Source organism: Paraburkholderia translucens (assembly GCF_020881035.1).
GTDB lineage: Bacteria > Pseudomonadota > Gammaproteobacteria > Burkholderiales > Burkholderiaceae > Paraburkholderia > Paraburkholderia translucens.
In genome coordinates, this window is the sequence record NZ_JAJITC010000024.1 from 19,110 (window position 1) to 43,286 (window position 24,177).

Annotated in this window: 22 protein-coding genes; 2 read left to right on the forward strand and 20 right to left on the reverse strand. The window is 63.7% G+C overall.

What is annotated here, in order from left to right; translation table 11 throughout:
- Positions 1 to 11: 11 nt before the first annotated feature.
- Entirely contained in the window at positions 12 to 1,355 is a 1,344-nt protein-coding gene (locus tag LJ655_RS28135) for a hemolysin family protein (RefSeq protein ID WP_230564436.1), read from the reverse strand.
- A 91-nt stretch (positions 1,356 to 1,446) separates the two neighbouring features.
- Positions 1,447 to 2,268 (reverse strand): sensor histidine kinase, encoded by an 822-nt coding sequence (locus tag LJ655_RS28140; protein ID WP_230564437.1) that lies wholly within the window; start codon positions 2,266 to 2,268, stop codon positions 1,447 to 1,449.
- Positions 2,269 to 2,469: 201 nt separating this feature from the next.
- Between LJ655_RS28140 and LJ655_RS28145 the strand changes: the two genes are divergently transcribed.
- Positions 2,470 to 2,811, forward strand: a complete 342-nt coding sequence (locus LJ655_RS28145) for an FKBP-type peptidyl-prolyl cis-trans isomerase (protein WP_230564438.1) — start codon at positions 2,470 to 2,472, stop codon at positions 2,809 to 2,811.
- A 19-nt stretch (positions 2,812 to 2,830) separates the two neighbouring features.
- On the forward strand, positions 2,831 to 3,619 hold the full coding sequence (locus LJ655_RS28150) for an AraC family transcriptional regulator (protein ID WP_230564439.1): 789 nt from the start codon (positions 2,831 to 2,833) through the stop codon (positions 3,617 to 3,619).
- Between the two features lie 51 nt (positions 3,620 to 3,670).
- On the opposite strand, the gene LJ655_RS28155 is transcribed toward LJ655_RS28150, so the two are convergent.
- The 18 genes from LJ655_RS28155 to gltA form a co-directional block, all read right to left on the reverse strand.
- Positions 3,671 to 4,588: a PLP-dependent transferase gene (locus LJ655_RS28155; RefSeq protein ID WP_230564440.1), complete on the reverse strand. Its 918-nt coding sequence runs from the start codon at positions 4,586 to 4,588 to the stop codon at positions 3,671 to 3,673.
- A 165-nt stretch (positions 4,589 to 4,753) separates the two neighbouring features.
- Positions 4,754 to 6,304 (reverse strand): amidophosphoribosyltransferase, encoded by a 1,551-nt coding sequence (purF, locus tag LJ655_RS28160; protein ID WP_230564441.1) that lies wholly within the window; start codon positions 6,302 to 6,304, stop codon positions 4,754 to 4,756.
- Between the two features lie 89 nt (positions 6,305 to 6,393).
- Positions 6,394 to 6,945, reverse strand: coding sequence for a CvpA family protein (locus LJ655_RS28165; protein ID WP_230564442.1), 552 nt, complete (start codon positions 6,943 to 6,945; stop codon positions 6,394 to 6,396).
- A gap of 7 nt (positions 6,946 to 6,952) precedes the next feature.
- A complete protein-coding gene (locus LJ655_RS28170; protein WP_230564443.1) occupies positions 6,953 to 7,903 on the reverse strand; it encodes an SPOR domain-containing protein in 951 nt (316 codons plus the stop codon).
- A 29-nt stretch (positions 7,904 to 7,932) separates the two neighbouring features.
- Complete coding sequence (folC, locus tag LJ655_RS28175; protein WP_230564444.1) at positions 7,933 to 9,243, reverse strand: bifunctional tetrahydrofolate synthase/dihydrofolate synthase; 1,311 nt, start codon at positions 9,241 to 9,243, stop codon at positions 7,933 to 7,935.
- Positions 9,244 to 9,476: 233 nt separating this feature from the next.
- Complete coding sequence (gene accD, locus LJ655_RS28180; RefSeq protein WP_230564445.1) at positions 9,477 to 10,349, reverse strand: acetyl-CoA carboxylase, carboxyltransferase subunit beta; 873 nt, start codon at positions 10,347 to 10,349, stop codon at positions 9,477 to 9,479.
- A 77-nt stretch (positions 10,350 to 10,426) separates the two neighbouring features.
- Complete coding sequence (gene trpA, locus LJ655_RS28185) at positions 10,427 to 11,239, reverse strand: tryptophan synthase subunit alpha (RefSeq protein ID WP_230564446.1); 813 nt, start codon at positions 11,237 to 11,239, stop codon at positions 10,427 to 10,429.
- Positions 11,240 to 11,319: 80 nt separating this feature from the next.
- On the reverse strand, positions 11,320 to 12,234 hold the full coding sequence (locus LJ655_RS28190; RefSeq protein WP_230564447.1) for a DNA-methyltransferase: 915 nt from the start codon (positions 12,232 to 12,234) through the stop codon (positions 11,320 to 11,322).
- Positions 12,235 to 12,243: 9 nt separating this feature from the next.
- Positions 12,244 to 13,437 (reverse strand): tryptophan synthase subunit beta, encoded by a 1,194-nt coding sequence (gene trpB / locus LJ655_RS28195; protein WP_230564448.1) that lies wholly within the window; start codon positions 13,435 to 13,437, stop codon positions 12,244 to 12,246.
- Positions 13,438 to 13,497: 60 nt separating this feature from the next.
- A complete protein-coding gene (locus LJ655_RS28200; RefSeq protein ID WP_230564464.1) occupies positions 13,498 to 14,208 on the reverse strand; it encodes a phosphoribosylanthranilate isomerase in 711 nt (236 codons plus the stop codon).
- A complete protein-coding gene (gene truA / locus LJ655_RS28205; RefSeq protein WP_230564449.1) occupies positions 14,205 to 15,017 on the reverse strand; it encodes a tRNA pseudouridine(38-40) synthase TruA in 813 nt (270 codons plus the stop codon). The genes LJ655_RS28200 and truA overlap by 4 nt, the downstream gene beginning before the upstream one ends.
- Positions 15,014 to 17,425 (reverse strand): FimV/HubP family polar landmark protein, encoded by a 2,412-nt coding sequence (locus LJ655_RS28210; RefSeq protein WP_425605846.1) that lies wholly within the window; start codon positions 17,423 to 17,425, stop codon positions 15,014 to 15,016. The genes truA and LJ655_RS28210 overlap by 4 nt, the downstream gene beginning before the upstream one ends.
- A 216-nt stretch (positions 17,426 to 17,641) precedes the next feature.
- Positions 17,642 to 18,763, reverse strand: a complete 1,122-nt coding sequence (asd, locus tag LJ655_RS28215; protein WP_230564451.1) for an aspartate-semialdehyde dehydrogenase — start codon at positions 18,761 to 18,763, stop codon at positions 17,642 to 17,644.
- A 301-nt stretch (positions 18,764 to 19,064) separates the two neighbouring features.
- Positions 19,065 to 20,132, reverse strand: a complete 1,068-nt coding sequence (leuB, locus tag LJ655_RS28220) for a 3-isopropylmalate dehydrogenase (RefSeq protein WP_230564452.1) — start codon at positions 20,130 to 20,132, stop codon at positions 19,065 to 19,067.
- Positions 20,133 to 20,222: 90 nt separating this feature from the next.
- Complete coding sequence (leuD, locus tag LJ655_RS28225) at positions 20,223 to 20,876, reverse strand: 3-isopropylmalate dehydratase small subunit (protein WP_230564453.1); 654 nt, start codon at positions 20,874 to 20,876, stop codon at positions 20,223 to 20,225.
- Positions 20,877 to 20,961: 85 nt separating this feature from the next.
- Positions 20,962 to 21,120, reverse strand: coding sequence for an entericidin A/B family lipoprotein (locus tag LJ655_RS28230; RefSeq protein ID WP_230564454.1), 159 nt, complete (start codon positions 21,118 to 21,120; stop codon positions 20,962 to 20,964).
- A gap of 5 nt (positions 21,121 to 21,125) precedes the next feature.
- On the reverse strand, positions 21,126 to 22,535 hold the full coding sequence (gene leuC, locus LJ655_RS28235; RefSeq protein WP_230564455.1) for a 3-isopropylmalate dehydratase large subunit: 1,410 nt from the start codon (positions 22,533 to 22,535) through the stop codon (positions 21,126 to 21,128).
- 318 nt (positions 22,536 to 22,853) lie between these two features.
- Positions 22,854 to 24,155, reverse strand: coding sequence for a citrate synthase (gene gltA, locus LJ655_RS28240; RefSeq protein WP_230564456.1), 1,302 nt, complete (start codon positions 24,153 to 24,155; stop codon positions 22,854 to 22,856).
- Positions 24,156 to 24,177 lie beyond the last annotated feature (22 nt).

Below are 24,177 nucleotides of genomic sequence, written 5' to 3' on the forward strand. Positions count from 1 at the left end.
TGACTCGCGTCTCAGCCGCCCTCGTCGTCGAACACCTTCGGGTACACGCGCACGAGGACGATGCGCGGCCCTTTCATCTTCTTGACCACGACGTCGAAGTCTTCGAACTCGATGCGCTGCCCTTCGCCCGGCAGATCGTTGAGCGCCTGGATCACGAGGCCGCCGACCGATTCGGCTTTGCCCTCGTCGATGTCGATGCCCAGCGCACGTTCGAGCGATACCACCGGCAAGCTGCCCTTGCCCATCAGCGTGCCGTCGTCCATGCGCGTCCAGTCGGCGTCGCCCTGACGGAACTCGTCGTGGATCTGCCCCACCAGCGCGCCGAGCAGATTGTCGAGCGTCAGGAAGCCGATCGGCTTCGCGTTCTTGTGGCCGACCAGCGCGAAATGCGGAGCGCCCTTGCGAAAGCGCCGGAATAGCTCCAGCGCCGGCATGTCGGGCTTCACGTACTGGACGGGCCGCACGTAGCGCGACAGGTCATCGAGCGTGCTGCCCGCCTGGCGCGCGAGCAGCAGGTCCTTCAGATGGATCATGCCGGCCACGCGCTCGCCCGATGCATCCTCGAACAGCGGATAGCGGCTGAAGCGATGCCGCGCGACCACCTGCATGTTGTCGCGCAACGGCAGGTCGCGCCGCAGGCCGACCATTTCATGCGACGGCCGCATCAGGTCCGATACGGTCATGCGCGAGAAATCGAGCGAATGCGCGATCGTGTTCCATTCGTCCTGGCTGTACGCACCGGCCGGCGCGCTCAGTTCGCTTGCGACGTTCGCGCGGCGCCCGCGCAGGATCAGCTTCAGTTCGTCAGTGGAGTAATGCGAGTCGTGGCCGTGCTCGCTATCGAGCCCCGCGGCCTTCAGCACCGTGTTCGCGCTGGTATTGAGCACCCAGATGGCCGGGTACATTACCCAGTAGAAACCGTACAGCGGCATTGCCGCCCACAGCGAAATCTTCTCCGCCTCGCGGATGGCGAGCGACTTCGGCGCGAGTTCGCCGACCACGATATGCAGGAACGAAATGCACGAGAACGCGAAGAACAGCGAAATGCCGTGGATCAGCCGCTCGGACTCGACGCCAATCACGGCGAAAAGCGGCATCAGCAGCTGCGCGAACGCCGGTTCGCCGATCCAGCCGAGCCCGAGCGACGCGAGCGTGATGCCAAGCTGACAGGCCGACAGATAGGCGTCGAGCTGTCCGTGCACCTTCGCGAGCAGACGCCCGCGCATGCCATGCCGGTCGGCGAGACTTTGCACGCGGGTCTGCCGCAGTTTGACCAGACCGAATTCGGCGGCAACGAAAAAGCCGTTGAGGGCAACCAGAAACAATGCACCGATAAGGGCGACAACCTGGATCAAAGCGACGGGCTCCGGCAACAAAAGTTGTCAGTATAGAGGCTGAAAGCTCACTGAAATGTTAATCGTGCGCTGACGCATCTGCTCACAGCACTCATTTCAGCGCCGCCGCGCTAAACGGCACGCGCAGCACGAGCGTGGCCGGGGTTGCCGTGACGTTGTCCGCCTGCGTCGCATCGCTTTGCTCGAAGCTGCCGCCGTGCGCCTCCGCGACGCGCTTGCACAGCGCGAACACCCACGCGATGCGCTTCGCCTCACGCGGCTCGCCGGCCTGCTTGCGCGCGAACGCTTCGAGCACGTGCGGCAGCGCGGGGTCGTTCAACGCCGCGTCGTTCGGCTCGTACGTGACGCTCGCGTGCCATGTGCCATTGTCCGGGCGCGCGGACAATACGACCTCGGTGCCCCGCGCGCTCGCTTCGGTGGCGAACGTCAGCATCAGCCATAGAGCGGCGGCAAGGCGCTCGCGATCACCGTTCAGTTGCTCGGTGGCGATCTGCGAGTCGAGCCGCACTTCGACTCCGCGTGCGCGGGCGAGGCCGGAGCGGACTTCCTCGACGCTTTCGTCGAGCAGCGGATGCAGCGGAAACGGTTCGTATGTGAGCGCAAACGTCTTGGTTTCGGCACGGGTCGCATCGACGATCGTCTCGAGAAGCTTCACCTGCTGATCGACGCCACTGCGAATGCCGGTGATCGCGCGCTGCGAGTTGGGATCGTTCGCGTCGAGCTTGCGCTCGAGCACATATGCCCAGCTGTGAATTGCATTCAACGGACCGCGCAGGTCGTGCGACACCAGCGACAGCACATGATCGCGCATGAACAACGCGGCTTCCGCGCGCAGGAGCGCGCTGCGTTCGGAGATGGCAAAGTCGGCGGACGCCGGCTGGGTGCCAGCAGTCCCTGTGGGTGACGGTGTCACGATCGAGTCCTCTCAGGCAATGCTGGTTGATGGAAGGAAGCCTCATTATAGGCATCCCGTCCCGGCGGGCCAGTGTGGCCATGGAGCGAGTCCGGACGCAATTCGTATGCCACATGGAACCCGGCGAGAGCGGCGAGATTCGGCGATCCGCGGCAACGCGCCTACAATGTCGGTTTTCCGTTTTTATTCGAGGAGTAACGCATGTCGACTGTGACGACCGCATCCGGCCTGAAATACGAAGACCTAGTGGAAGGCACCGGCGCCGAAGCCGTGGCAGGCAAGACCGTGACCGTGCACTACACCGGCTGGCTGACCGACGGCCAGAAGTTCGATTCGAGCAAAGACCGCAATGACCCGTTCGCGTTCGTGCTGGGTGGCGGCATGGTCATCAAGGGCTGGGACGAAGGCGTGCAAGGCATGAAGGTCGGCGGCAAGCGCAAGCTGACCATTCCGCCGCAGCTCGGGTACGGCGTGCGCGGCGCGGGTGGCGTGATTCCGCCGAACGCGACGCTCGTGTTCGACGTCGAACTGCTCGCGGTCTGAGCTACGCCTAAGTGTTGCGATGAGCCACGCCGCCGTCACCGCCCCTAACGTTTCGCTGCGCTGCTATGGCGCGATCGAAGCGTCGGACGTGCACGACTTTCATCAGGTCGTGCTCGGACTCGACGGCGCGATGGTGATGGCGGTAGAAGGCGTTGCGCAGCAGATCGACGCCGGCTCCGCATGGTTGATCCCGGCCGGCGCGCGGCACGATTACGCGGGCGTCGGCGCGAACCGGCAGCTTGTGCTCGATTTGCCAGCGGCGTCGCTGGCGGTGCCCGAGCGGCTGTTCGAGCGCGCGCGGGCGGTCACGCTCGATGAGTCGCTCGCACAACTCGTGCATCGGATTGCCGCGCACGCGGCGCACGGGGCGGACGAAGCGCAAGCGGGTGCCTTCGGTCACCGCCGCTTCCATTGGGATGCCGCGGCGCGTCTGGGCGCCGCGCTTGTAGCCGATGCCGGTACGCTCGCCGGCGCGCAGGCGAACCCCGTGGGGCTCGATGTTGCGCGCATCGACCGCTGGCTGCGTGCGCATCTGTCAGAGCCGCTGCGGATCGCGGACCTCGCCGCGCACTGCGGCTTCGGCATGCGGCGTTTCCATCAACTGTTTGTCGATGCGTTCGGCGAGACGCCGCATCGCTATTTGCAGCGGCTGCGGCTCGACACGTCGATCACGCTGCTTGCGGACCCGCGTCTTTCGTTGACCGATATCGCGCTCGAGATCGGTTTCGGCGATCAAAGCGCTTATACGCATGCGTTCACGCGGCGTTTTGGGCTGGCGCCCGGGCAGTGGCGCGCGTTGCGGCACTGAGAGCATACAACGCACCGATAAGGGCTCCGAGGCAGTTAAGCGCGTTGCTCGTCAGCCTTCGAGACCACGCTGCAAATCCGCACGAATATCACCGGCGTTTTCGAGTCCCACCGCAAGCCGGATCAGACCTTCGCTGATGCTCGCCGCCGCGCGCGCTTCGGGCGTAATGCGGCCGTGCGTGGTCGTTGCCGGATGCGTGATCGTCGTACGCGTGTCGCCGAGGTTGCCGGTGATCGAGCAGACCTTCGTGCCGTCGATCACGCGCCATGCATTCGCGCGCATCTGCTCGGGCGTGTCGCCCTTCAACTCGAACGACAGGATCGCGCCGCCCGACTTCTGCTGACGCCTCGCGAGCGCGTGCTGCGGGTGCGATTCGAGCCCCGGATAAAAGACACGATTCACGGCGGGATGCGAGTCCAGCCAGCGCGCGATTTCGAGCGCGTTAGCCGACTGTTTTTCGACGCGCAGCGACAGCGTTTCCATGCCCTTCAACAGCACCCACGCGTTGAACGCGGACAGCGTCGGCCCGGCGCTGCGCACGAACGGGAACACCTTTTCCATGATGAATTGCTTGGAGCCGACCAGCGCACCGCCGAGCACGCGGCCTTGGCCGTCGAGGAACTTGGTCGCCGAATGCATGACGACATCCGCGCCGAGTTTCAGCGGCTGCTGCAACGTCGACATCACGACCGACATGATCGCGGCCATGCCCGAAGCCGTCGCGATACAGGCTTCACCGCCTTCGAGCGCGGCAAGGCGGTCCTGGAACATCGAGACGGTCGGGTTCGTGAAGCGTGAGTACGTGAAGTAGTCTTCGGAGTTCTTGAAGCGCTCGGCGGCGTCGGCGGCGCTCGCGAACACGAAGCTCGAAGTCAGGAAAATCGCTTCCGAGTGCTCGTTGAAGTCGCTGCGCGCGGTGCCCGAACGGACGGCCAGCGTGTCGAAGCCGAAGTCTTGGGGGGCGTCCATGTTGTTCTGATTTTCAATGTTTCGTGGCTGTCTCGAAGGCCGCTTCGCCGGCTACCCGGCACCGCAACCCGCGGGTAACCACAATGGCAGCAACGAAAAAGCCCGCTTGTGCGACGGCATAAGCGGGCTTCACGTCGGGGACGCTGGGCTAGGGCTGATGTGTGCTCAGCCGACCGACAGTTGCAGATGCAGCTGCGAACGTGCCGGACCGCCACCGTCGATCGCGTCGCTTGCGGCGTCACGGTCCGACTGGGATGACGGCGCGAGACGCGCGCTTTCGATGCGGTCGAGGTATTCGGTCGTGACGTCGCCTGTCACATAGTTGCCGTCGAAGCACGACGCTTCAAACTCCTTCAGCGCCGGGTTGATGTCGCGCACCGCCTGCTTCAGCGCATCGACGTCCTGATACACAAGGTGATCCGCGCCGATCATGCGCGCGACTTCCTCGTCCGTGCGGCCGTGCGCGACCAGTTCGCCGCGCGTTGGCATGTCGATGCCGTAGACGTTCGGGAATTTCACCGGCGGCGCCGCCGACGCGAAAATCACCTTGTTCGCGCCCGCGTCGCGCGCCATCTGCACGATTTCGTGCGAGGTCGTGCCACGCACGATCGAATCGTCGACGATCAGCACGTTCTTGCCCTTGAACTCGATGTTCATCGCGTTCAGCTTCTGGCGCACCGACTTCTTACGTACCGCCTGACCGGGCATGATGAAGGTACGGCCCACGTAGCGGTTCTTGAAGAAGCCCTCGCGATACTCGACGCCGAGCTTCTTCGCGACCTGCATCGCGGCCGGGCGCGACGAATCGGGAATCGGCATCACCACGTCGATCGCGACGTCGGGCAGCTCGCGCTTGATCTTTTCGGCGAGGTAGTCGCCCATGCGCAGACGCACGTTGTAGACCGGCACGCCGTCGAGCACCGAATCCGGACGCGCCAGATACACGAGTTCGAAGATGCAGGGGTTCAAGCTCGGGCTTGCGGCGCACTGCTGCGAATGCAGCTGGCCTTCGGTGTCGATGAAAACCGCCTCGCCCGGCTGCACGTCGCGCACGAATTCGAAACCGACGCCTTCGATCGCCACCGACTCCGACGCCAGCATCCACTCGACGCCGTCGGCCGTTTCCTGCTTGCCGATGCACAGCGGACGGATACCGAACGGGTCGCGGAAACCGAGCAGACCGTAGCCGGCAATCAGCGAAACGATCGCGTACGAGCCGCGTACCCGCCGATGCACGCCGGCCACCGCCTTGAACAGCGCGGCCGGATCGAGCTGCAGACCCGAACTCGACAGTTGCAGTTCATGCGCGAGGACGTTGAGCAGCACTTCGGTATCGGAATTGGTGTTCACGTGGCGGCGATCGATGCGGAACATCTCATCTTTCAGCTGCTGCCAGTTGGTCAGGTTGCCGTTGTGCGCGAGGATGATGCCGAACGGCGCGTTCACGTAGAACGGCTGCGCTTCTTCTTCGCTCGATGCCGAACCGGCGGTCGGGTAACGGACCTGACCGATGCCCGTCGTGCCCGGCAGGCTGCGCATGTTGCGCGTGCGGAACACGTCGCGCACCATGCCGTTGGCCTTGTGCATGTGGAAATTGCTGCCGTTCGCGGTTGCGATGCCGGCCGCGTCCTGACCGCGGTGCTGCAGCAGCAGCAGGCTGTCATAGATCAGCTGGTTGACCGGAGAGTGGGAAACTACGCCTACGATGCCGCACATGGCATGTCCTTCAAAGGTACGAAATTCTAGATGGCGACCGGTGCCTGCGACCGCGTCCGCGCCGTGATACGACGAGACGCGCTACGACGTCAAGGCAACCGGTGTGCGCCGGAGTCCTGTTGCGCGTTGCTCGGAGCGCCCGGATCGTCCACATGAACGTATGCGGCGAGCGCCTCGGGAAGCAGCGGTTTCATTGCGCGTACACCCTCGACCGCATACGGACGAAGCAACGCATTGCGCCAGAATTCCTCTTTGGGCAGTTCGGTCAAGCCGGCGAGGGCGACCAGAATCAGCACCAGAACGACCCCGCGCACGAGGCCGAACATCAAACCGAGCGAGCGGTCCGCACCGCCCAGCCCCGTGACCTGCACGAGGCGGCTGAGCAGTGCGCTCACCACGCTCGCGACCAGCACCACGCCGATCACCACGAGCGAGAAAGCGAGCAGCCACTGGGTCAACGCGCCACCCGGCCACTTGGACGGGATATACGGGACCACGTAGCCCACGAACTCGCACGCCAGCAGAAACGCCGCGACCCAGCCGATCAAACCAAACAGCTCCGACAGCAACCCGCGCCAGGCGCCTCGCAGCGCTGACAAGCCGATCACCGCCATTACAGCGTAGTCGAAGGCAGTGAACATCGCTCGCTTACTGCGTACTGCTGCCGTTCGAACCAGGCACGAGACCCGCCTCGCGAACCTTCGCGATCGCCGCGGTCGCCGCAGCACGATCGGCGAACGGGCCGGCCCGCAGCAATGTCAGCGTCGAGCCGTCAGCCTGCTTCTTGTGTTCGGTATATGCGGGCACACCCGCCGCTTTCAACTTCGTGGCCCAATTGCGCGCGCTCGCTTCGTTCGCGAAGGCGCCAAGCTGCACCGCGAAACGGTTGCCCGGCGGCGAAGCCGGTGTGCCGGAGTTCGCATCCGCGCTGGCGGCGGCCGTGTTCGTGTCGTCGTCAGACTGTGACGGTGTAGCCGCGGGTGCCTTCGTCTGTTTGGCGGCGGCAGCGGGTGCGGTGTTGGGTGCGAGCGACTCGGCTTGCGGCTTCGCGGCGGATTTGGATACGCCGGCGCTCGCGGTGCCCGTTGACGCGGACGGGGTCGCGCCCTGCTTCGCTGCGGTCGATTGAGTCGATTGGGCCGGCTTCGCGGAGGAGGCCGACGCCGCTGCCGTGGTCGCCGCGGTCGTTGCGGGCGCGAGGCTGGACGCGGCAATGCCGGCGTCGGCTGCCGGCGGATTGTCCGGCGCGACGCCGGCTTGCACGTCTTCGTTGGCGGTGGATTTGGCGAGCTTCGGCGCGGGCCGGCTCGGAATGTCGATCGAGATGTCGTCGGTGACGGGCTTGGGGTGCGAGTCCAGCACCATCGGCAGGATGATCACCGCCGCGACGACCATTGCAATTGCGCCGACGAGCCGGCGGCGCGCGCGCTGCTTTTCCGGCAGCGTGGGGTCAAGCAGCATGGCGTCTGCATCGACGGTGCGCTCGCTGCGGCGGGTGCGCCGCTCGACGCGCTCGCCCCGGGCGGCCCGATTGGAACTGGTGTTTGCGCCGCGCCGGCTGGGCGCGTCGTCTTTCTTGCCGAACGAGAAAATTCCCATGAATCGCTTGGTTCGAGCCTGGCGCCCGCTCAGTGTTGCTGCGATTTCCGGTAGGCCATCACACCCGCTACCGTATAGAAACTGCCGAAAACCACGATTCTATCATTCTCTGACGCACGCTTAAGCGCGTCCTGGAAAGCCTGTGCGGGCGTCGCGAAACGCCTGACGCTGCTGTCGGTGCCGTCTTCCACGCCCAGCTCACGCAACGCGGTTTCCAGCTCCTGCGCGGACGCAGCGCGCGGAGTCGGCAAATCGGTCACGCACCAATGATCGATCTCGCCTTTCAGATGATTGAGGATGCCCGCGATGTCCTTGTCGCGCATCGCGCCGAACACGGCGTACGTGTACGGGAAAAAGCCCATATTGCCGAGGTTCTGTCCGAGCACCGCCGCCGCGTGCGGATTGTGGCCGACGTCGAGCACGATGGACGGCTTGCCCGGCAACACCTGGAAGCGGCCCGGCAGATCCACGTTGGCGATGCCGAGCCGGATATCCTGCGCCGACACCGGCAGACGGTCCCGCAACGCTTCGAGCCCGGCGAGCGCCGCGGACGTGTTGATCAGCTGATTCGCGCCGCGCAGCGACGGATACGCGAGTGCCGAGCGCCGCAGCGTCGGGCCGACGTAGCTCCACTGCTGGCGCTCGCTGCCGGCCTGGCCTTCATAACGGAAATCGCGGCCGAACAGCCACAATTGCGCGCCGATCTTTTCCGCATGATCGATCAGCGACTGCGGCGGCATCGGGTCCGCGCAGATCGCCGGCTTGCCGGGGCGGAAAATCCCGGCCTTTTCGAAGGCGATTTTTTCGCGCGTGTCACCGAGGTAGTCGGTGTGATCCAGATCGATGCTCGTGATGATCGCGCAGTCGGTATCGACGACATTGACCGCGTCGAGACGGCCGCCGAGGCCGACTTCGAAAATCACCGCGTCGAGGCCGCGCGACGCGAACAGCCTCATGATCGCGAGCGTCGTGAATTCGAAATAAGTCAGCGTAACCGGTTCGGCGAGGCTTAGGCGCGCGGCTTCGACGGCTTCGAAGTGCGGCAGCAGATCAGCGTCACTTGCCATCGCGCCGTTGATGCGCGCTCGCTCGTTGAACGACAGCAGATGCGGCGATGTGTGGCAGCCAACCGTATAGCCCGCGCGCAGCAGGATCGCTTCGAGAATCGCGCAGGTCGAGCCTTTGCCGTTCGTGCCGCCGACCGTGATGATCGGGCAGGCGAACGACAGCTGCATCGCATCGCGTACCTGGGAGATGCGGCCCAGACCCATGTCGATGCCGACTGGATGCGCGGATTCAAGGTGCGTGAGCCACGCGTCGAGGGTGGGGAATGTCGTCATCGGGTGAATCTTGAGTCAGTCGCGGTGGTTCGGATCTGCCGTGCTGCGGGCGGTACTGGTCACGAGCGGAAGACGCCGCGCGGTTTATGCGCACAAACCCGCACCTCGAGCCACGTCAGCTTCGGTTTCAAACACTGCGGCTTCGCAGGCGACCGTAATTATCCCGGAAATGACAGCGCGCCGCTTGATTGCTCACGCGGCGCGCTATTTTTGGTTGCTTGTCTGCCCGGCTCTTACGCGACCGCGTCCGCCGGTTGATGGCTCAGCAGCGCCAGCAATTGCGCTATTTCTTCGCGCAGCTTGCGACGGTCGACGATCATGTCGATCGCGCCCTTCTGCAGCAGGAACTCGGCGCGCTGGAAGCCTTCCGGCAGTTTCTCGCGCACAGTCTGTTCGATCACGCGCGGACCGGCGAAACCGATCAGCGCCTTCGGCTCGGCGATCACGACGTCGCCGAGGAACGCGAAACTCGCGGACACGCCGCCCATGGTCGGGTCGGTCAGCACCGAGATGAACGGCAGCTTGGCTTCGGCCAGCTTCGTGAGCATGGCGGTAGTCTTCGCCATCTGCATCAACGACAGCAGGCTCTCCTGCATCCGCGCGCCGCCCGAAGCGGTAAAGCAGATGAACGGCACTTTCTGTTCGAGCGCGTTCTGCGCGCCGCGCGCGAATCGCTCGCCGACCACCGAACCCATCGAGCCGCCCATGAACGAGAACTCGAAACAGGACACGACGACCGGCAGCGTGTGAATTGCGCCGCCCATCACGACCATTGCGTCGGTCTCGTCGGTTTCATCCATCGCCTCTTTGAGGCGCTCGGGGTACTTGCGGCTGTCTTTGAACTTCAGCGCATCGACCGGAACGATTTCCTGGCCGATTTCGTAGCGGCCTTCCGGATCGAGCAGGCTGTCGAGCCGCTCACGCGCGCCGATGCGCATGTGATGGTCGCACTTCGGGCAAACATGCAGATTGGCCTCGACGTCGTTGCGGTACAGCACGGCTTCGCATGACGGGCACTTGATCCACAGGCCTTCCGGAATTCCCTTGCGGTTCTTCGGGTCGGTTTGTTTGATTTTTGGCGGCAGCAGCTTATCGAGCCAGCTCATAGGAATCCTTCTGGGTCAGCAGTCGCGCGAACGGCGGGACGAGCCCGCCGCCCACGCTACCGCGACAAAAATAACTGTTATCGGGCAGTCGCGACACTATCGAGCGCCGCCCGCACTTCGGCGACGAAACGCGTGAGCGTCTCGGCAGCGGCGTCGGGCGCCGCCTGTTCGAGCAATTGGACGATACGGCTGCCGATCACGACGGCGTCGGCTATTTCGCCCACCGCGCGCGCCGTTTGCGCGTCGCGAATGCCGAAACCGACGCCCACCGGCAGGGGGACGCGCGACTTGATGGCCGGGATTTTACTCGCGATGCTGGAAACGTCCAGATTTGCCGCGCCGGTGACCCCTTTCAGCGACACATAGTAGACGTAGCCGCTAGCAATCCGGCCGACTTCGGCGATACGTTCGTCGGTAGAGGTCGGTGCGAGCAGAAATATCGGATCGATGCCGGCAGCTTGCATCTGTTGCGCGAAGCTTGCGCACTCTTCAGGAGGATAGTCGACCACCAGCACGCCGTCGACACCGGCTTCCTTCGCGGCTTTCGCAAAAACCTCGGCGCCCATCCGTTCGATCGGATTGGCATAGCCCATCAGCACGACCGGGGTTTTCTCGTCAGTTTCACGGAAGCGTTTGACATCAGCCAGCACGTGACGCAGCGATACTCCGCGCGCGAGCGCGCGTTCGGACGACTGCTGGATCACCGGGCCGTCGGCCATGGGGTCCGAAAACGGGACGCCCAGTTCGATCACATCCGCGCCGCCCGCGGCGAGCGCATGCATGAATTCGACCGTGCGAGCCGGGTCCGGGTCGCCGGCGGTCATGAACGGAATCAAGCCTTTCTTACCTTGGGCGGACAGCGCAGCAAACGTGTTCTTGATACGGGACATGGAAGTATTCTCGAATTAGGGCTACTGCGCGCTCTTCGGAGCGGGCTTTTCAGCGCACTTAGTCGCGGATTTAGCGCTTTTCACTGCACTTCGGTCGACGGCTGCACTTTCGACTTAGCTCGGGTCCGGCGCGGAGCAGCAGGCGTAGCGGCGACGCTGACCCGCTCGCGCGCTATTGCGCAATAGCTCTCGTTGATCTCATAGCCGACGAATTCGCGTTGATGACGAACGCAAGCGACCGCGGTAGTGCCGCTGCCCATGAACGGATCGAGCACACGACCGCCCTTCGGGCAACTGGACAGCACCATTCGCTCGACGATTTCCAGGGGTTTCTGGGTGGGGTGCGCGACGCGCTCGGCATGCTGCCTATGCAGACGCGAGACCGACCAGACGTCCTTCGGATTATAGCCAAGCTCCAACCACTTGCTTCCCTCGAACAACTTACGCGAACGCGCCTTCTTCGTGACTGCATCGTACGGAATGCGGACGGGGTCGAGATCGAAGAAATAGTCCTTCGACACCGCGAAGAAACCGATGTTGTCGTGCACCGAGGTGAAGCGACGCGTAGTGCCGCCCATACTCGGCACGCGCCGGTCCCAGATGATTTCGTTGACCATCAGGAGCTTGGTCTTCAGGAAGCTGAAGATTTCCGGCGCGTACTGCCACGTGCAGAAGATGTAGAGCGAACCCGTCGGCTTGAGCTTCGGGACGGCGAGCTCGAGCCAGCCACGCGTCCAGACGAGAAATTCCTCGCCCGTACGCATGTCCGAATCGTTGCCGTAGTCCTTCCCGAGCCCATAGGGCGGATCACAGACGATCAGGTCGATTGACCCGTCGGGAATGTTCGCTACATCGGTCAGAAAATCGCGGTTCAACAGCTGAATGCCGGCCGGCACCTGCGCCACCAACGGTGCGGATGCCGCGCCCGCCGATACTTCGGCGTCCGGATTCGCCGTTTCAATCGCCGGCTGCGGCTCGTCGAACTCGTCGCGCATCGTCGCGGCTCAGAATTGGATACCCGATCGCTCGGCGACCGTGTGCATGTCCTTGTCGCCGCGGCCCGACAGGTTGACCAGCAGAATCTTGTCTTTCGACAAGGTCGGCGCGAGCTTCGCCGCATAGGCGAGCGCGTGGCTCGACTCCAACGCGGGAATGATGCCCTCGATGCGACAGCAATCGTGGAATGCTTTCAGCGCTTCTTCATCGGTGATGCCGACATATTGCGCGCGATTGCTTTCTTTTAGCCACGCATGCTCCGGCCCGACGCCCGGATAGTCGAGGCCCGCCGACACCGAATGCGTCTCGATGATCTGGCCGTCTTCGTCCTGCAGCAGGTAGGTACGGTTGCCATGCAGCACACCCGGACTCCCGCCGATCAGCGAGGCCGCGTGACGACCCGTTTCGATACCGTCGCCGGCCGCTTCGACGCCGATCAGCTGCACGGAACTGTCTTCGATGTACGGATAAAAAATCCCCATCGCATTCGAACCGCCGCCCACACACGCGATCACGGCGTCCGGCTGGCGACCGGCGAGTTCAGGCATCTGCACACGGCATTCGTCGCCGATCACGCGTTGGAAATCGCGCACCATCATCGGATACGGATGCGGGCCCGCGACCGTGCCGATGATATAGAAGGTGTTTTCGACGTTGGTGACCCAGTCGCGCATCGCTTCGTTCAGCGCGTCCTTCAGCGTGCGCGAACCCGATTCGACCGGTACGACGGTCGCGCCGAGCAACTTCATGCGGTACACGTTGGCGGCCTGACGGTGTACGTCCTCGACGCCCATATAGACCACGCACTCCATACCGAAGCGCGCACAGATCGTCGCGGTGGCAACCCCGTGCTGACCAGCACCGGTTTCCGCGATTACCCGCGGCTTGCCCATGCGCTTGGCGAGCAAGGCCTGGCCGATGACGTTGTTGATCTTGTGTGCGCCGGTGTGATTCAGGTCTTCGCGCTTCAGGTAAACCTGTGCGCCGCCGAGCAATTCGCTCCAGCGGCGTGCGTGATAAATCGGGGAGGGGCGACCCACGAAATGCTTCAGTTCGCGCTCGTACTCGGCGACGAATTCCGCGTCTTTCTGATATTTCTCGTACGCTTGGCGCAGTTCGTCGAGCGCGGAAAACAGCGTTTCGGCGACGAACACGCCGCCAAACTGGCCGAAGTGGCCTCTTTCGTCAGGCAAGTTGTACATGGTGATCACTCTTCACAGAATGGCTCGCCGCTTTCATCGGAAAGCACTCGCGAGCCTGAATCATTCGGCGTCCGCCGCGCGCACCGCGCGTACGAACGCAGCCATCCGGGCGTGATCCTTCACGCCCCTGGCGCCCGGTACTTCGATGCCGCTCGAGACATCGACCGCGTACGGGCGCACGCGATGGATCGCATCACTGACGTTTTGCGCGTTCAACCCACCACTCAAAACGGCCCGATGCGCGAGCTCTGCTGGAATAAGTGACCAATCGAAAACCCTTCCACCGCCGCCGTAGCCTTCGACATGGGTGTCGAATAGAAGGCCACTGGCTGCTGAATAGTTGAAAGCTGATTTTACCAAATCGGCGGGTTGAGTATCCGCCGCAACCCGCAACGCCCGCAACCAAGGCAAACCCGCAACGCCGGCAAGCGTCTCGCACTGCTGCGGCGTCTCGTCGCCGTGAAACTGCAACAACGTCAGGTTCACGTTGCTCGCGACTTCACGGACCCAATCTGGCGTCGCATTGACGAACAGACCGACGACCGACACGAATGGCGGCACGCCATGCACGAGTTCGACCGCTTGCGCGACGTTCACCGAGCGCGGGCTGGGCGGATAGAAAACGAGGCCGATCGCGTCGGCTCCGAGGCTGATTGCGTGGTCGACATCGGCGGGTTTCGACAGTCCGCACAGCTTGATGCGCGTGCGGTGCGGCACGCTTTGCGGGGCGGTGGCCTCGGCCTGGGTGGCGGAGTTTTCTGCTGCTTTCATGTTTCCGGTTGCTCGATCCATATGCTGCTCCACGGCACGCTGCCCGTCGCCGGGGCGGGCACGCCGAATTGCTCAGGATAGCCCACTTGCGCGAGATACAAGCCGTCGGGCATGAAGGTCGGCGCCGCGCAATCGCGGCGGCGGCTCGCCAGTACGTCGGCCATCCACGCCGCCGGGCGGCGGCCGCTGCCAATCTCGATCAGACAGCCCATCACGTTGCGCACCATGTGGTGCAGGAACGCGTTCGCGCGAAAGCGGAAATGCACGAAGTTGCCTTGTCGTTTGACGTCGATCTGATACAGATGCTTGAACGGCGTTTTCGACTGGCATTGCGACGACCGGAACGCCGAAAAGTCATGCTCGCCGATCAGGTGCGCGGTGGCCGAGCGCATCGCGTCGACGTCAAGCGGTGTGTGCACCCAGCCGGCGCGCGTCGTGAGCATCGGCGAGCGCACCGGGTTGACGTACAGGACGTAGTAGTAGGTCCGTTCGAACGCCGAGAAACGCGCGTGGAAGTCGTCGGGCATCGGCTTGGCCCACTGCACGCCGATCGTCTTCGGCAGGAACGCGTTCGGGCCGCGCACCCAGGAGATATCGACGCGATCGAGTTCAGTGTCGAAATGCACGACCTGGCCGAGGCCGTGCACACCGCGGTCGGTGCGGCCGGCCACGACGGTCTGCACGGGCGTACGCGTGAATTCGCGCAGCGCTCGTTCGAGCTCGTCCTGGACCGTGTTGCCATGCGGTTGCGACTGCCAGCCGGCGAACGCAGCGCCGTCGTACTGCACGCCTAATGCAATGCGCTTCACGACAGCGGTGCGAGAGTCGAAAGCAACGCGCGGGCTTCGGTGCGCGTAGCTGGATCGTTCGCTTCGATCACTTCGTTGATGAGCGCGCGCGCGCCGGCGAGATCGCCGAGTTCAATGTACTCGGAGGCCAGCTCCAGCTTGTTGCGCGCGATGCGGCCTAGATCGGCGGGCGTGAAGGCCGGCAACGGCTGCGCCGGGCTCGGCGGCAATTCGAGGTCGAAGTCGAGCTTCAGCGCACCGAAGCCCGCCGCGCCGAGACCCGCTACGGCGCCGTGGCCTGCGGTGCCGGCGGCGATCTGATCGGCGATGTGCGGAGCGTCGTCGTTGAGGTCATGGGCGCCGAAGGCCTGCTGCGCGGTCGTATCGGGCGATGCGACCGGTTGCGTCGACAGCGACGTGGAACGCTCCGCGTCGCTGACTGTGGGCACTTCGATGCGCGGCGGCAGCGGCATGTTCAGGCTGCTGAACGCGTCGACGGCGTCGCGCGGGAACTCGGTCGGTACGGACGGCGAGGGTTGCGGCGGTGCCGGGATGTCGCTGAACGGCTGACCGAACGACGTGGTGGCGGGCTGTTCGGTCTGGTGTTGCGTGAAATCGATCACTGGAGGTGGAACGTTTAAGGAAGTCTGCGGTTCGGCCGTCGCGGTGTGCGGTGTGCTCGAGGGTGTTTCTGTTGGGCTTGGGCTCGCGCCTGTAGCGGTGCCTGCCGCATTATCTGCCGTCGGGCTTTCTGAGGATTCGTCGTCCCATTGCAGACGATGCGCGTGCTCGTCCTGCGTTTCGCCGGTGGCCGGCTCGAGCGGCCCCAGCGGCAACGCTTCGGCGCCGAGTTCTGCCGCGGCGGCGAGGTTGGCGGCGGTGGCCGCTGCGTGCAAGACTTCGTCGTGAGTCGGGCTGACTGCCGGTGGTTCAGTGGACGCTGCGCTTTCGCTCGAGGGCGGCATGCCAACGGGTTGTGCCGTCGGTGCGACGGGTTCGGGAGTGCCCGGTTGTGGTGGATGGTCTGCTTGCAGCGCCTCCTCTTCCGCAGCCGCTTGCCGGGCAGCGATGCGTTCCGCCTCTGCGTGTTCCGCTTCCGTACGTTCCGCCGCAACACGCGCCGCTTCTCGCTCGGCTGCTGCGCGTTCCGCTGCCGCCTTCTCCTCGGCCGCTGCTCGTTCTGATGCCGCTTGCTCTGCCGCCGCACGTTCTGCCGACGCCTGCTCGGCTGCAGCACGTTCCGCAGCAGCGCGTTCTGCCACTGCCGCCGCAGCCGCCTGCTGTGCAGCCTCTTGGTCTTGCGCGTCCGAACCTTCCGGCACCGCCGTCGGCGCGGTCGCCGTTCTCGCCGTGTCGGCATCAGTTGCCTCGGCAGCGCGCGCCGCGGCCATCTTTTCGCGTTTGCGGCGACCCATGCGCAGAGCCGCGAGCAGAACGACCAGCGCCGCACCCACCGCCGCCGCGATGCTCAGGCCACGCTGGGACAAGCCACCTTCGTTCGACGGCGACGTCGCCACGTTCGCGGGCGCCGGTGCTGTGGCGATCGTCGGCGCTGAACCACTCGCACTCGGCTGCGCAGCGCTCACCGGCGCGGGGCCCGAGGCGACGGGCGCTCCGCCGATACCGTGCTTCTGCAACTCCATCAGGACGCGATTTTTCAGCGCGAGCAATTGCTGCAGACTCGACACCTGCGGATGCGGCTGCGAGGCTGACTGCGCGGCCGTGGTGGCGGTCGACGGCGCTTGTCCGCCAGGCACACTCGCCGGCGCTTGGATCGATCCGGCCCATTCCTGCGCGCCGCTCGTCGCTACTGGGGGGGAGCTCGCCACCGGCGCGGACGAAACCACGCCACCCGCCGCCGCGCCAGTCGATACTGCCGCGCTCGCAGCGACCGGTGCACTGGCCGTGCCGGAGACCGCCGGTGCGGCCGATGTTGTTGCTTGAGCCGCGGCACTGGCCGCGCTTGCGCCGGCCGCGTTGAGCTGCGCGACAGCGCTCGCCGCGCTAGCCGCCGCTGCTGCCGACGCCGCCGTCGACGCGGAAGCGGCAGTAACCGCCGTAGACTCCGACGCCCCCGCCGCAGCCGCGGTCGACGAAGCCGCTAACGCCCCCGACGCATCGAGCGCCGGCACGATCAATACCGCGCCCACACGCAGCCGGCTCGGATCGTGATTCATGAACGCCGCAGGATTCGTGTCGAACAGGGCACGCGTCGCGCGCACGAGTACGGCCCGGTCATGCGACTGGGTGATAACGATCGCGACATCGTTCAGGGATTGTCCAGCGTGTACCGTGTAGCGACTGCCCACGGCGACACTCACGGAAGTGGAAGCCGCATCCGGCGCGCTCGCGGTACCGGCCGGCGCGGCGAACGAATTGCCTGCGCCACCGACGAGCAGCGCGAGAGCAAAAGCGGCAGCTGCGGCCATCGCGGCCGGACGGCTCCTCAATCGTCGCTTATCGTGACGAATGGACACAGCCCGAAGAGCGGAACGTCGAAAGTTCATCGGGACTCCTGGCGCATCAGCGCGCAGCCTATTTTGCGAGTGGAAAGAGACAAGATGATCGGAGCACACAATGAAAAAAGCGCCGCGCAAGCGCGACGCTTCTTGAGTTGTCTACGCGTCGTGAGCGCGTAGTTTACTTTACTTGTCGAGCACAATGCGAAGCATACGACGCAGAGGTTCAGCCGCGCCCCACAGCAGTTGATCGCCGACCGTGAAGGCCGACAGATATTCGCCGCCCATCGCGAGCTTGCGCACGCGGCCGACCGGCACCGTCAGCGTACCGGTGACGACCGCCGGAGACAGATCGCGCATCGACGCTTCACGCTCGTTCGGTACGACCTTGACCCAGTCGTTGCCCGACGCGAGGATGCTGTTCACTTCGTCGAGCGGCACGTCCTTGTTCAGCTTGATCGTAAGAGCCTGGGAGTGGCAGCGCATCGCTCCGATCCGCACGCACAGGCCGTCCACCGGGATCGAACCCGGCATGCCCATGGCCGGCTTGCCGAGAATCTTGTTGGTTTCCGCGCCGCCCTTCCACTCTTCTTTCGACATGCCGTTGCCGAGATCCTTGTCGATCCACGGAATCAGCGAGCCCGCAAGCGGCACGCCGAAGTGGTCGGTCGGCATGCTGTCGCTGTTCATCGCATTCAGAACGCGACGGTCGATGTCGAGAATCGCCGAAGACGGGTTCGCGAGTTCGTCCTTCACCGCACCGTGCAGCGTGCCCATCTGCGACAACAGTTCACGCATGTTCTGCGCGCCCGCGCCCGATGCGGCCTGATAAGTCATGGCCGTCATCCAGTCGACGAGGTTTTCGCGGAACAGGCCGCCCAGCGCCATCAGCATCAGGCTGACCGTGCAGTTACCGCCGATGAAATTCTTCTGCCCTTTGACGAGTGCGTTCTTGATCACGTCGAGGTTGACCGGATCGAGAATGATGACCGCGTCGTCCTTCATGCGCAGCGACGAAGCCGCGTCGATCCAGTAGCCATTCCAGCCCGCCGCGCGGAGCTTCGGGAACACCTCGTTGGTGTAGTCGCCGCCCTGGCAGGAGATGATCGCGTCGCACTTCTTCAGGTCTTCGATGCTTGTCGCATCTTTGAGCTTGGTCTCGTTTTTGGCGAACGACGGCGCGTTGCCGCCCGCGTTGCTGGTGCTGAAAAACACCGGTTCGATCAAGTCGAAATCGCCTTCCTGCTGCATACGTTGCATCAGGACGCTGCCGACCATGCCGCGCCAACCTACGAGACCTACGTTCATGACTTCATACCCTTCGAATGGAAACTTCCCCGCATCTTTGCCCGCAGTGACCGCGCGGGGAAGATGGGCGGACACAACGGACGATCAGCGTTTCGTAATCGTTTTCGGGGTAATCGTTTTGATGGTAATGGCGAACTCGATTGCACGAGCAGATGTGCCGTGCAATTTGGAAATCGAGGAGATTTGGGAGATCCGGGCCATCAGCACAATATACACGAAAACGGAAAACCGGCGGCGCTCTCTTCGCCGTATTGAGCGCGAATCGGCCTGTTTGAAGGCCGATTCGCATTTTCAACGCGCTTTACAGCGCGGCCACCACGGCATCGCCCATCGCGGCGGTGCCGACCTGCTTGCAACCCGGCGTGAGAATGTCGCCGGTGCGGTAGCCCTGTTCGAGCACCTTCTTCACAGCGCTCTCAATGCGATCCGCCTGCTCCGCCTTATTCAGCGAATAGCGCAGCATCATCGCGGCGGACAGGATCGTCGCAAGCGGATTCGCGACGCCCTTGCCGGCGATGTCCGGAGCGGAACCGTGCGAGGGCTCGTACAAGCCCTTGTTGTTCTTGTCGAGCGATGCCGACGGCAGCATGCCGATCGAGCCAGTCAGCATGGCCGCCTCGTCGGACAGGATGTCGCCGAACATGTTGCCGGTCACGATCACGTCGAACGACTTCGGCGCTTTCACGAGTTGCATCGCGGCGTTGTCGACATACATGTGCGACAGCTCGACGTCCGCATATTCCTTCGACACGTCGATCATCACGTCCTTCCAGAACTGCGAGGTTTCGAGCACGTTGGCTTTGTCGACCGAGGTCAGCTTCTTGCCGCGCTTTTGCGCCGCCTGGAACGCGACGTGCGCGATGCGGCGCACTTCGGGCTCCGAATAACGCATCGTGTCGAAACCTTCCTTCGCGCCGGCGAACAGGCCGTCCGGCGACGTACGCACGCCGCGCGGCGCGCCGAAGTAGATGTCGCCATTGAGTTCGCGCACGATCAGGATGTCGAGACCCGACACGATCTCTTCCTTCAGCGACGACGCACCCGTGAGTTGCGGATAACAGATCGCCGGACGGAAGTTCGCGAAGAGTTCCAGGTGCTTGCGCAGACCGAGAATCGCCTGCTCGGGGCGCAGAGCGCGTTCGAGCTTGTCGTATTTCCAGTCGCCGACCGCGCCGAACAGGATCGCGTCGGCTTCCTTCGCGAGCGCGAGCGTCGAGTCCGGCAGCGGATGGCCCTTCGCTTCGTAGCCCGCGCCGCCGACCGGCGCTTCTTCGAGTTCGAACTTCTCGCCGAGCACGTTGAGGACCTTGACGGCTTCCTTGACGATTTCGGGACCGATGCCGTCGCCCGGCAACACTGCGATCTTCATGCGAATTCCTTGATGATTTTTTCGAGTCTTTTCTGGCGCAAACCGGCGCGGGCGCGCGGACCTCGCGTCCTCACGCCCTCGCGGATTCGGTCAACGAACGAGGCGATTGTTCAGCCACGGTTGCTTCGCGAGACGCTCCGCTTCGAACTGGCGGATTTTGTCGGCGTGACGCAGCGTCAGGCCGATGTCGTCGAAACCGTTCAGCAGGCAGTACTTGCGGAAACCCGCGACTTCGAACGGATATTCGGCGCCGCCGTCGGCCGTGCGCACGACTTGCGCTTCGAGGTCGATAGTCAGCTTGAAGCCGTTGAACGCGTAGGTTTCATTGAACAGGTGATCGACCTGTTGTTCGCTCAACACGATCGGCAGCAAGCCATTCTTGAAGCAGTTGTTGTAGAAGATGTCGGCAAAGCTCGGCGCGATCAGCGCGCGAAAGCCATACTGCTGCAATGCCCAGGGCGCGTGTTCGCGCGAGCTGCCGCAGCCGAAGTTCTTGCGCGCGAGCAGCACCGAAGCACCTGCGTAGCGCGGCTGATTCAGCACGAAGTCCGGGTTCAGCGGACGCTTCGAGTTGTCCTGACCCGGTTCGCCGTGGTCGAGGTAGCGCCATTCGTCGAACGCGTTCGGACCAAAGCCCGTGCGCTTGATCGATTTCAGGAACTGCTTCGGGATGATCGCGTCCGTGTCGACGTTCTCGCGATCGAGCGGCGCCACGACGCCGGTGTGTACGATGAATTTATCCATGACGCTAGCGCCTGTTCAGGACCGGGCGATGCGGGTGGTGCTGCGAAGGCCCCGTGCCGCATCGCCGGCAAAAATCAAAACCCGCTTATTTCTCAGCGTGATTGCTGATCGAATTGCCGAGGTGCGACATGTCCTCGCCAAATCCGTGCACCGTGTTGCAGCCGGCAACACCGAGCAGGAGTCCGGCGAGCGCACCGAGTGCGAAGCGGCGCAATAGAGTGATGCGATTCAAGTTCTTCATCATTCGATTTATCCAAGCTTGCGAATATCGACGAAATGCCCTTCGATGGCCGCAGCAGCGGCCATTGCGGGACTTACCAGGTGCGTGCGGCCACCGGCACCCTGACGACCTTCGAAGTTCCGGTTCGACGTGGATGCGCAACGCTCGCCCGGCTCGAGCCGGTCGGCGTTCATTGCGAGGCACATCGAGCAGCCCGGCTCGCGCCATTCGAAACCGGCGTCGGTGAAGACCTTGTCGAGGCCTTCACGCTCCGCCTGCGCCTTCACCAAGCCCGAACCCGGCACGACCATCGCCAGACGGATGTTCGGCGCGACACGGCGGCCCAGTTTCTTCACGACGTAAGCCGCGGCGCGAATGTCTTCGATGCGCGCGTTGGTGCACGACCCGATGAAGATTTTATCCGGCTTGATCGACTCGATCGGCAAGTTCGGTTCGAGCGCCATGTACTTGAGCGCGCGCTCCATCGCGTCGCGCTTGACCGGGTCCTTTTCGCGCTCCGGGTCTGGCACACGGCCGTCGACCGGCGTGACCATTTCCGGCGACGTGCCCCACGTGACCTGCGGCACGATTTCGGCGGCATTCAGCTCGACCACGCGATCGAAATGCGCGCCGTCGTCCGACTTGAACTGCTTCCAGTACTCCACCGCATGATCCCATTCGACGCCCTGCGGCGAGAACGGACGGCCCTTCAGGTAGTCGATCGTGGTCTCGTCGACAGCGACCATGCCGGCGCGCGCGCCCGCTTCGATCGCCATGTTGCAGACGGTCATGCGGCCTTCCATCGACAGCGAGCGGATCGTCGAGCCGCCGAATTCGATTGCGTAGCCGGTGCCGCCCGCGGTGCCGATCTTGCCGATGATCGCGAGCACGATGTCCTTCGCGGTGCAGCCGCGCGGCAATTGGCCCTCGACCTTCACGAGCATGTTCTTGCTCTTCTTTTGCAGGAGCGTTTGGGTGGCCAGCACGTGCTCGACTTCCGACGTGCCGATGCCGTGCGCGAGCGCGCCGAATGCGCCGTGCGTGGACGTGTGCGAGTCGCCGCAGACGATCGTCATACCCGGCAGCGTGGCCCCCTGTTCCGGCCCGATGATGTGGACGATGCCCTGACGCACGTCGTTCATCTTGAACTGCGTGATGCCATAGGCGTCGCAGTTCGCGTCGAGCGTGTCGACCTGCAGCTTCGAGACCGGATCGGCGATGCCGTGGCTGCGGTCCGTGGTCGGCACGTTGTGGTCGGACACGGCCAGGTTCGCGCTGATGCGCCACACCGGGCGCTCGGCCATCTTCAGGCCTTCGAACGCCTGCGGGCTGGTCACTTCATGCAGCAGGTGACGGTCGATGTAGAGAATCGTGGTGCCGTCGTCTTCCGTGTGGACCACGTGCGTGTTCCACAATTTGTCGTAGAGAGTCTGTGCCATGGTATGCGGGGTAGTAATGACTGCGGGCTGACTGTGTCGATTGATTATGCCACGCTGCGCATCGCGATGGGCCGCTCAGTCAACGAAAAAACCGATAAAAAACATGGAGTTGGCTGGTAGTGGCAATACCTGTATCGACGTTACCCGGCAAGCGTCGGCCACGACGGCAGCAACGCGCGGCATGCGCGACCTGCGGCGCACGCACAAACAGAAACGCCCCAACGGTAGACCCGTTGAGGCGTTACATTCACTCCGATTTCGCGCTGCTGCGCGGCACGAATGCCGCGACGAAGCGCGTGTGTCGAGGTCGACCAGTGCTTAGCGCTGTGCGATCGGCTTCGCCTCGCGCGGCGCCTCGCCGATGAACAGTTGACGCGGACGGCCAATCTTCTGCTCCGGATCGGCGATCATTTCGTTCCACTGCGCAATCCAGCCGACCGTACGTGCCATCGCGAAGATGCACGTGAACATCGAGGTCGGAATGCCCAGCGCGCGCTGCACGATGCCCGAATAGAAGTCGACATTCGGGTACAGCTTGCGCGACACGAAGTATTCGTCTTCGAGCGCGATCTTCTCCAGCGCCATCGCGAGCTTGAACAGCGGGTCGTCGTGCAGGCCCAGCTCTTCGAGCACTTCGTGGCAGGTTTCGCGCATCAGCTTCGCGCGCGGGTCGTAGTTCTTGTACACCCGGTGACCGAAGCCCATCAGCTTCACGCCCGAGTTCTTGTCCTTCACCTGCTTGATGAACTCAGGAATGTTGTCGACCGAGCCGATTTCCTCCAGCATGTTCAGCGCGGCTTCGTTCGCACCGCCGTGCGCCGGACCCCACAGACACGCGATACCCGCTGCGATACATGCAAACGGATTCGCGCCCGACGAACCGGCAAGACGCACGGTCGACGTCGAGGCGTTCTGCTCGTGGTCCGCGTGCAGGATGAGAATACGGTCGAGCGCGCGCACCAGCACGTCGTTGACCTTGTACTCTTCGCACGGGTTCGAGAACATCATGCGCATGAAATTCGCGCTGTACGACAGGTCGTTCTTCGGGTACACGAACGGCTGGCCGATGCTGTACTTGTACGCCATCGCCACCAGCGTGGGCAGCTTCGCGATCATGCGGATCGCCGACACTTCGCGGTGGTGCGGGTTATTGATGTCGAGCGAGTCGTGATAGAACGCGGACAGCGCGCCGACCGCGGCGACGAGAATCGCCATCGGGTGCGCGTCGCGACGGAAGCCGCGGAAGAAGAACTGCATCTGCTCGTGCACCATCGTGTGCTTCGTGACGGTGTCGACGAATTCCTCCTTCTGCTGCGCGTTCGGCAGCTCGCCGTTCAGCAACAGGTAGCAGGTTTCGAGGAAGTCGGCGTTTTCCGCGAGGTTGTCGATCGCGTAGCCGCGGTACAGCAGTTCACCCTTGTCGCCGTCGATGTAGGTGATCGCCGAATTGCACGCCGCCGTCGACATGAAGCCCGGATCGTACGTGAATTTGCCGGTCTGGCCGTACAGTTTGCGAATGTCGATCACGTCAGGGCCAATGGTGCCCTTGTAAATCGGCATTTCAACGCTCGGCGAATTGTCGCTGAACGATAGCGTGGCTTTAACATCTGACGGGGTCATAGCACATCCTCAATCGAAGTAT

Coding starts and splice junctions, on each gene's coding strand:
- folC (WP_230564444.1), bottom strand. CDS start 9,243: ATGACGACATTCCCCACCCTCGACGCGTGGCTCACGCACCTTGAATCC.
- asd (WP_230564451.1), bottom strand. CDS start 18,763: ATGAACGTAGGTCTCGTAGGTTGGCGCGGCATGGTCGGCAGCGTCCTG.
- LJ655_RS28165 (WP_230564442.1), bottom strand. CDS start 6,945: ATGTTCACTGCCTTCGACTACGCTGTAATGGCGGTGATCGGCTTGTCA.
- trpB (WP_230564448.1), bottom strand. CDS start 13,437: ATGTACAACTTGCCTGACGAAAGAGGCCACTTCGGCCAGTTTGGCGGC.
- leuD (WP_230564453.1), bottom strand. CDS start 20,876: ATGGATAAATTCATCGTACACACCGGCGTCGTGGCGCCGCTCGATCGC.
- purF (WP_230564441.1), bottom strand. CDS start 6,304: ATGTGCGGCATCGTAGGCGTAGTTTCCCACTCTCCGGTCAACCAGCTG.
- LJ655_RS28200 (WP_230564464.1), bottom strand. CDS start 14,208: ATGAAAGCAGCAGAAAACTCCGCCACCCAGGCCGAGGCCACCGCCCCG.
- LJ655_RS28230 (WP_230564454.1), bottom strand. CDS start 21,120: ATGATGAAGAACTTGAATCGCATCACTCTATTGCGCCGCTTCGCACTC.
- LJ655_RS28150 (WP_230564439.1), top strand. CDS start 2,831: ATGAGCCACGCCGCCGTCACCGCCCCTAACGTTTCGCTGCGCTGCTAT.
- leuB (WP_230564452.1), bottom strand. CDS start 20,132: ATGAAGATCGCAGTGTTGCCGGGCGACGGCATCGGTCCCGAAATCGTC.
- LJ655_RS28210 (WP_425605846.1), bottom strand. CDS start 17,425: ATGGCCGCAGCTGCCGCTTTTGCTCTCGCGCTGCTCGTCGGTGGCGCA.
- leuC (WP_230564455.1), bottom strand. CDS start 22,535: ATGGCACAGACTCTCTACGACAAATTGTGGAACACGCACGTGGTCCAC.
- LJ655_RS28145 (WP_230564438.1), top strand. CDS start 2,470: ATGTCGACTGTGACGACCGCATCCGGCCTGAAATACGAAGACCTAGTG.
- trpA (WP_230564446.1), bottom strand. CDS start 11,239: ATGTCCCGTATCAAGAACACGTTTGCTGCGCTGTCCGCCCAAGGTAAG.
- gltA (WP_230564456.1), bottom strand. CDS start 24,155: ATGACCCCGTCAGATGTTAAAGCCACGCTATCGTTCAGCGACAATTCG.
- LJ655_RS28190 (WP_230564447.1), bottom strand. CDS start 12,234: ATGCGCGACGAGTTCGACGAGCCGCAGCCGGCGATTGAAACGGCGAAT.
- LJ655_RS28170 (WP_230564443.1), bottom strand. CDS start 7,903: ATGGGAATTTTCTCGTTCGGCAAGAAAGACGACGCGCCCAGCCGGCGC.
- LJ655_RS28155 (WP_230564440.1), bottom strand. CDS start 4,588: ATGGACGCCCCCCAAGACTTCGGCTTCGACACGCTGGCCGTCCGTTCG.
- accD (WP_230564445.1), bottom strand. CDS start 10,349: ATGAGCTGGCTCGATAAGCTGCTGCCGCCAAAAATCAAACAAACCGAC.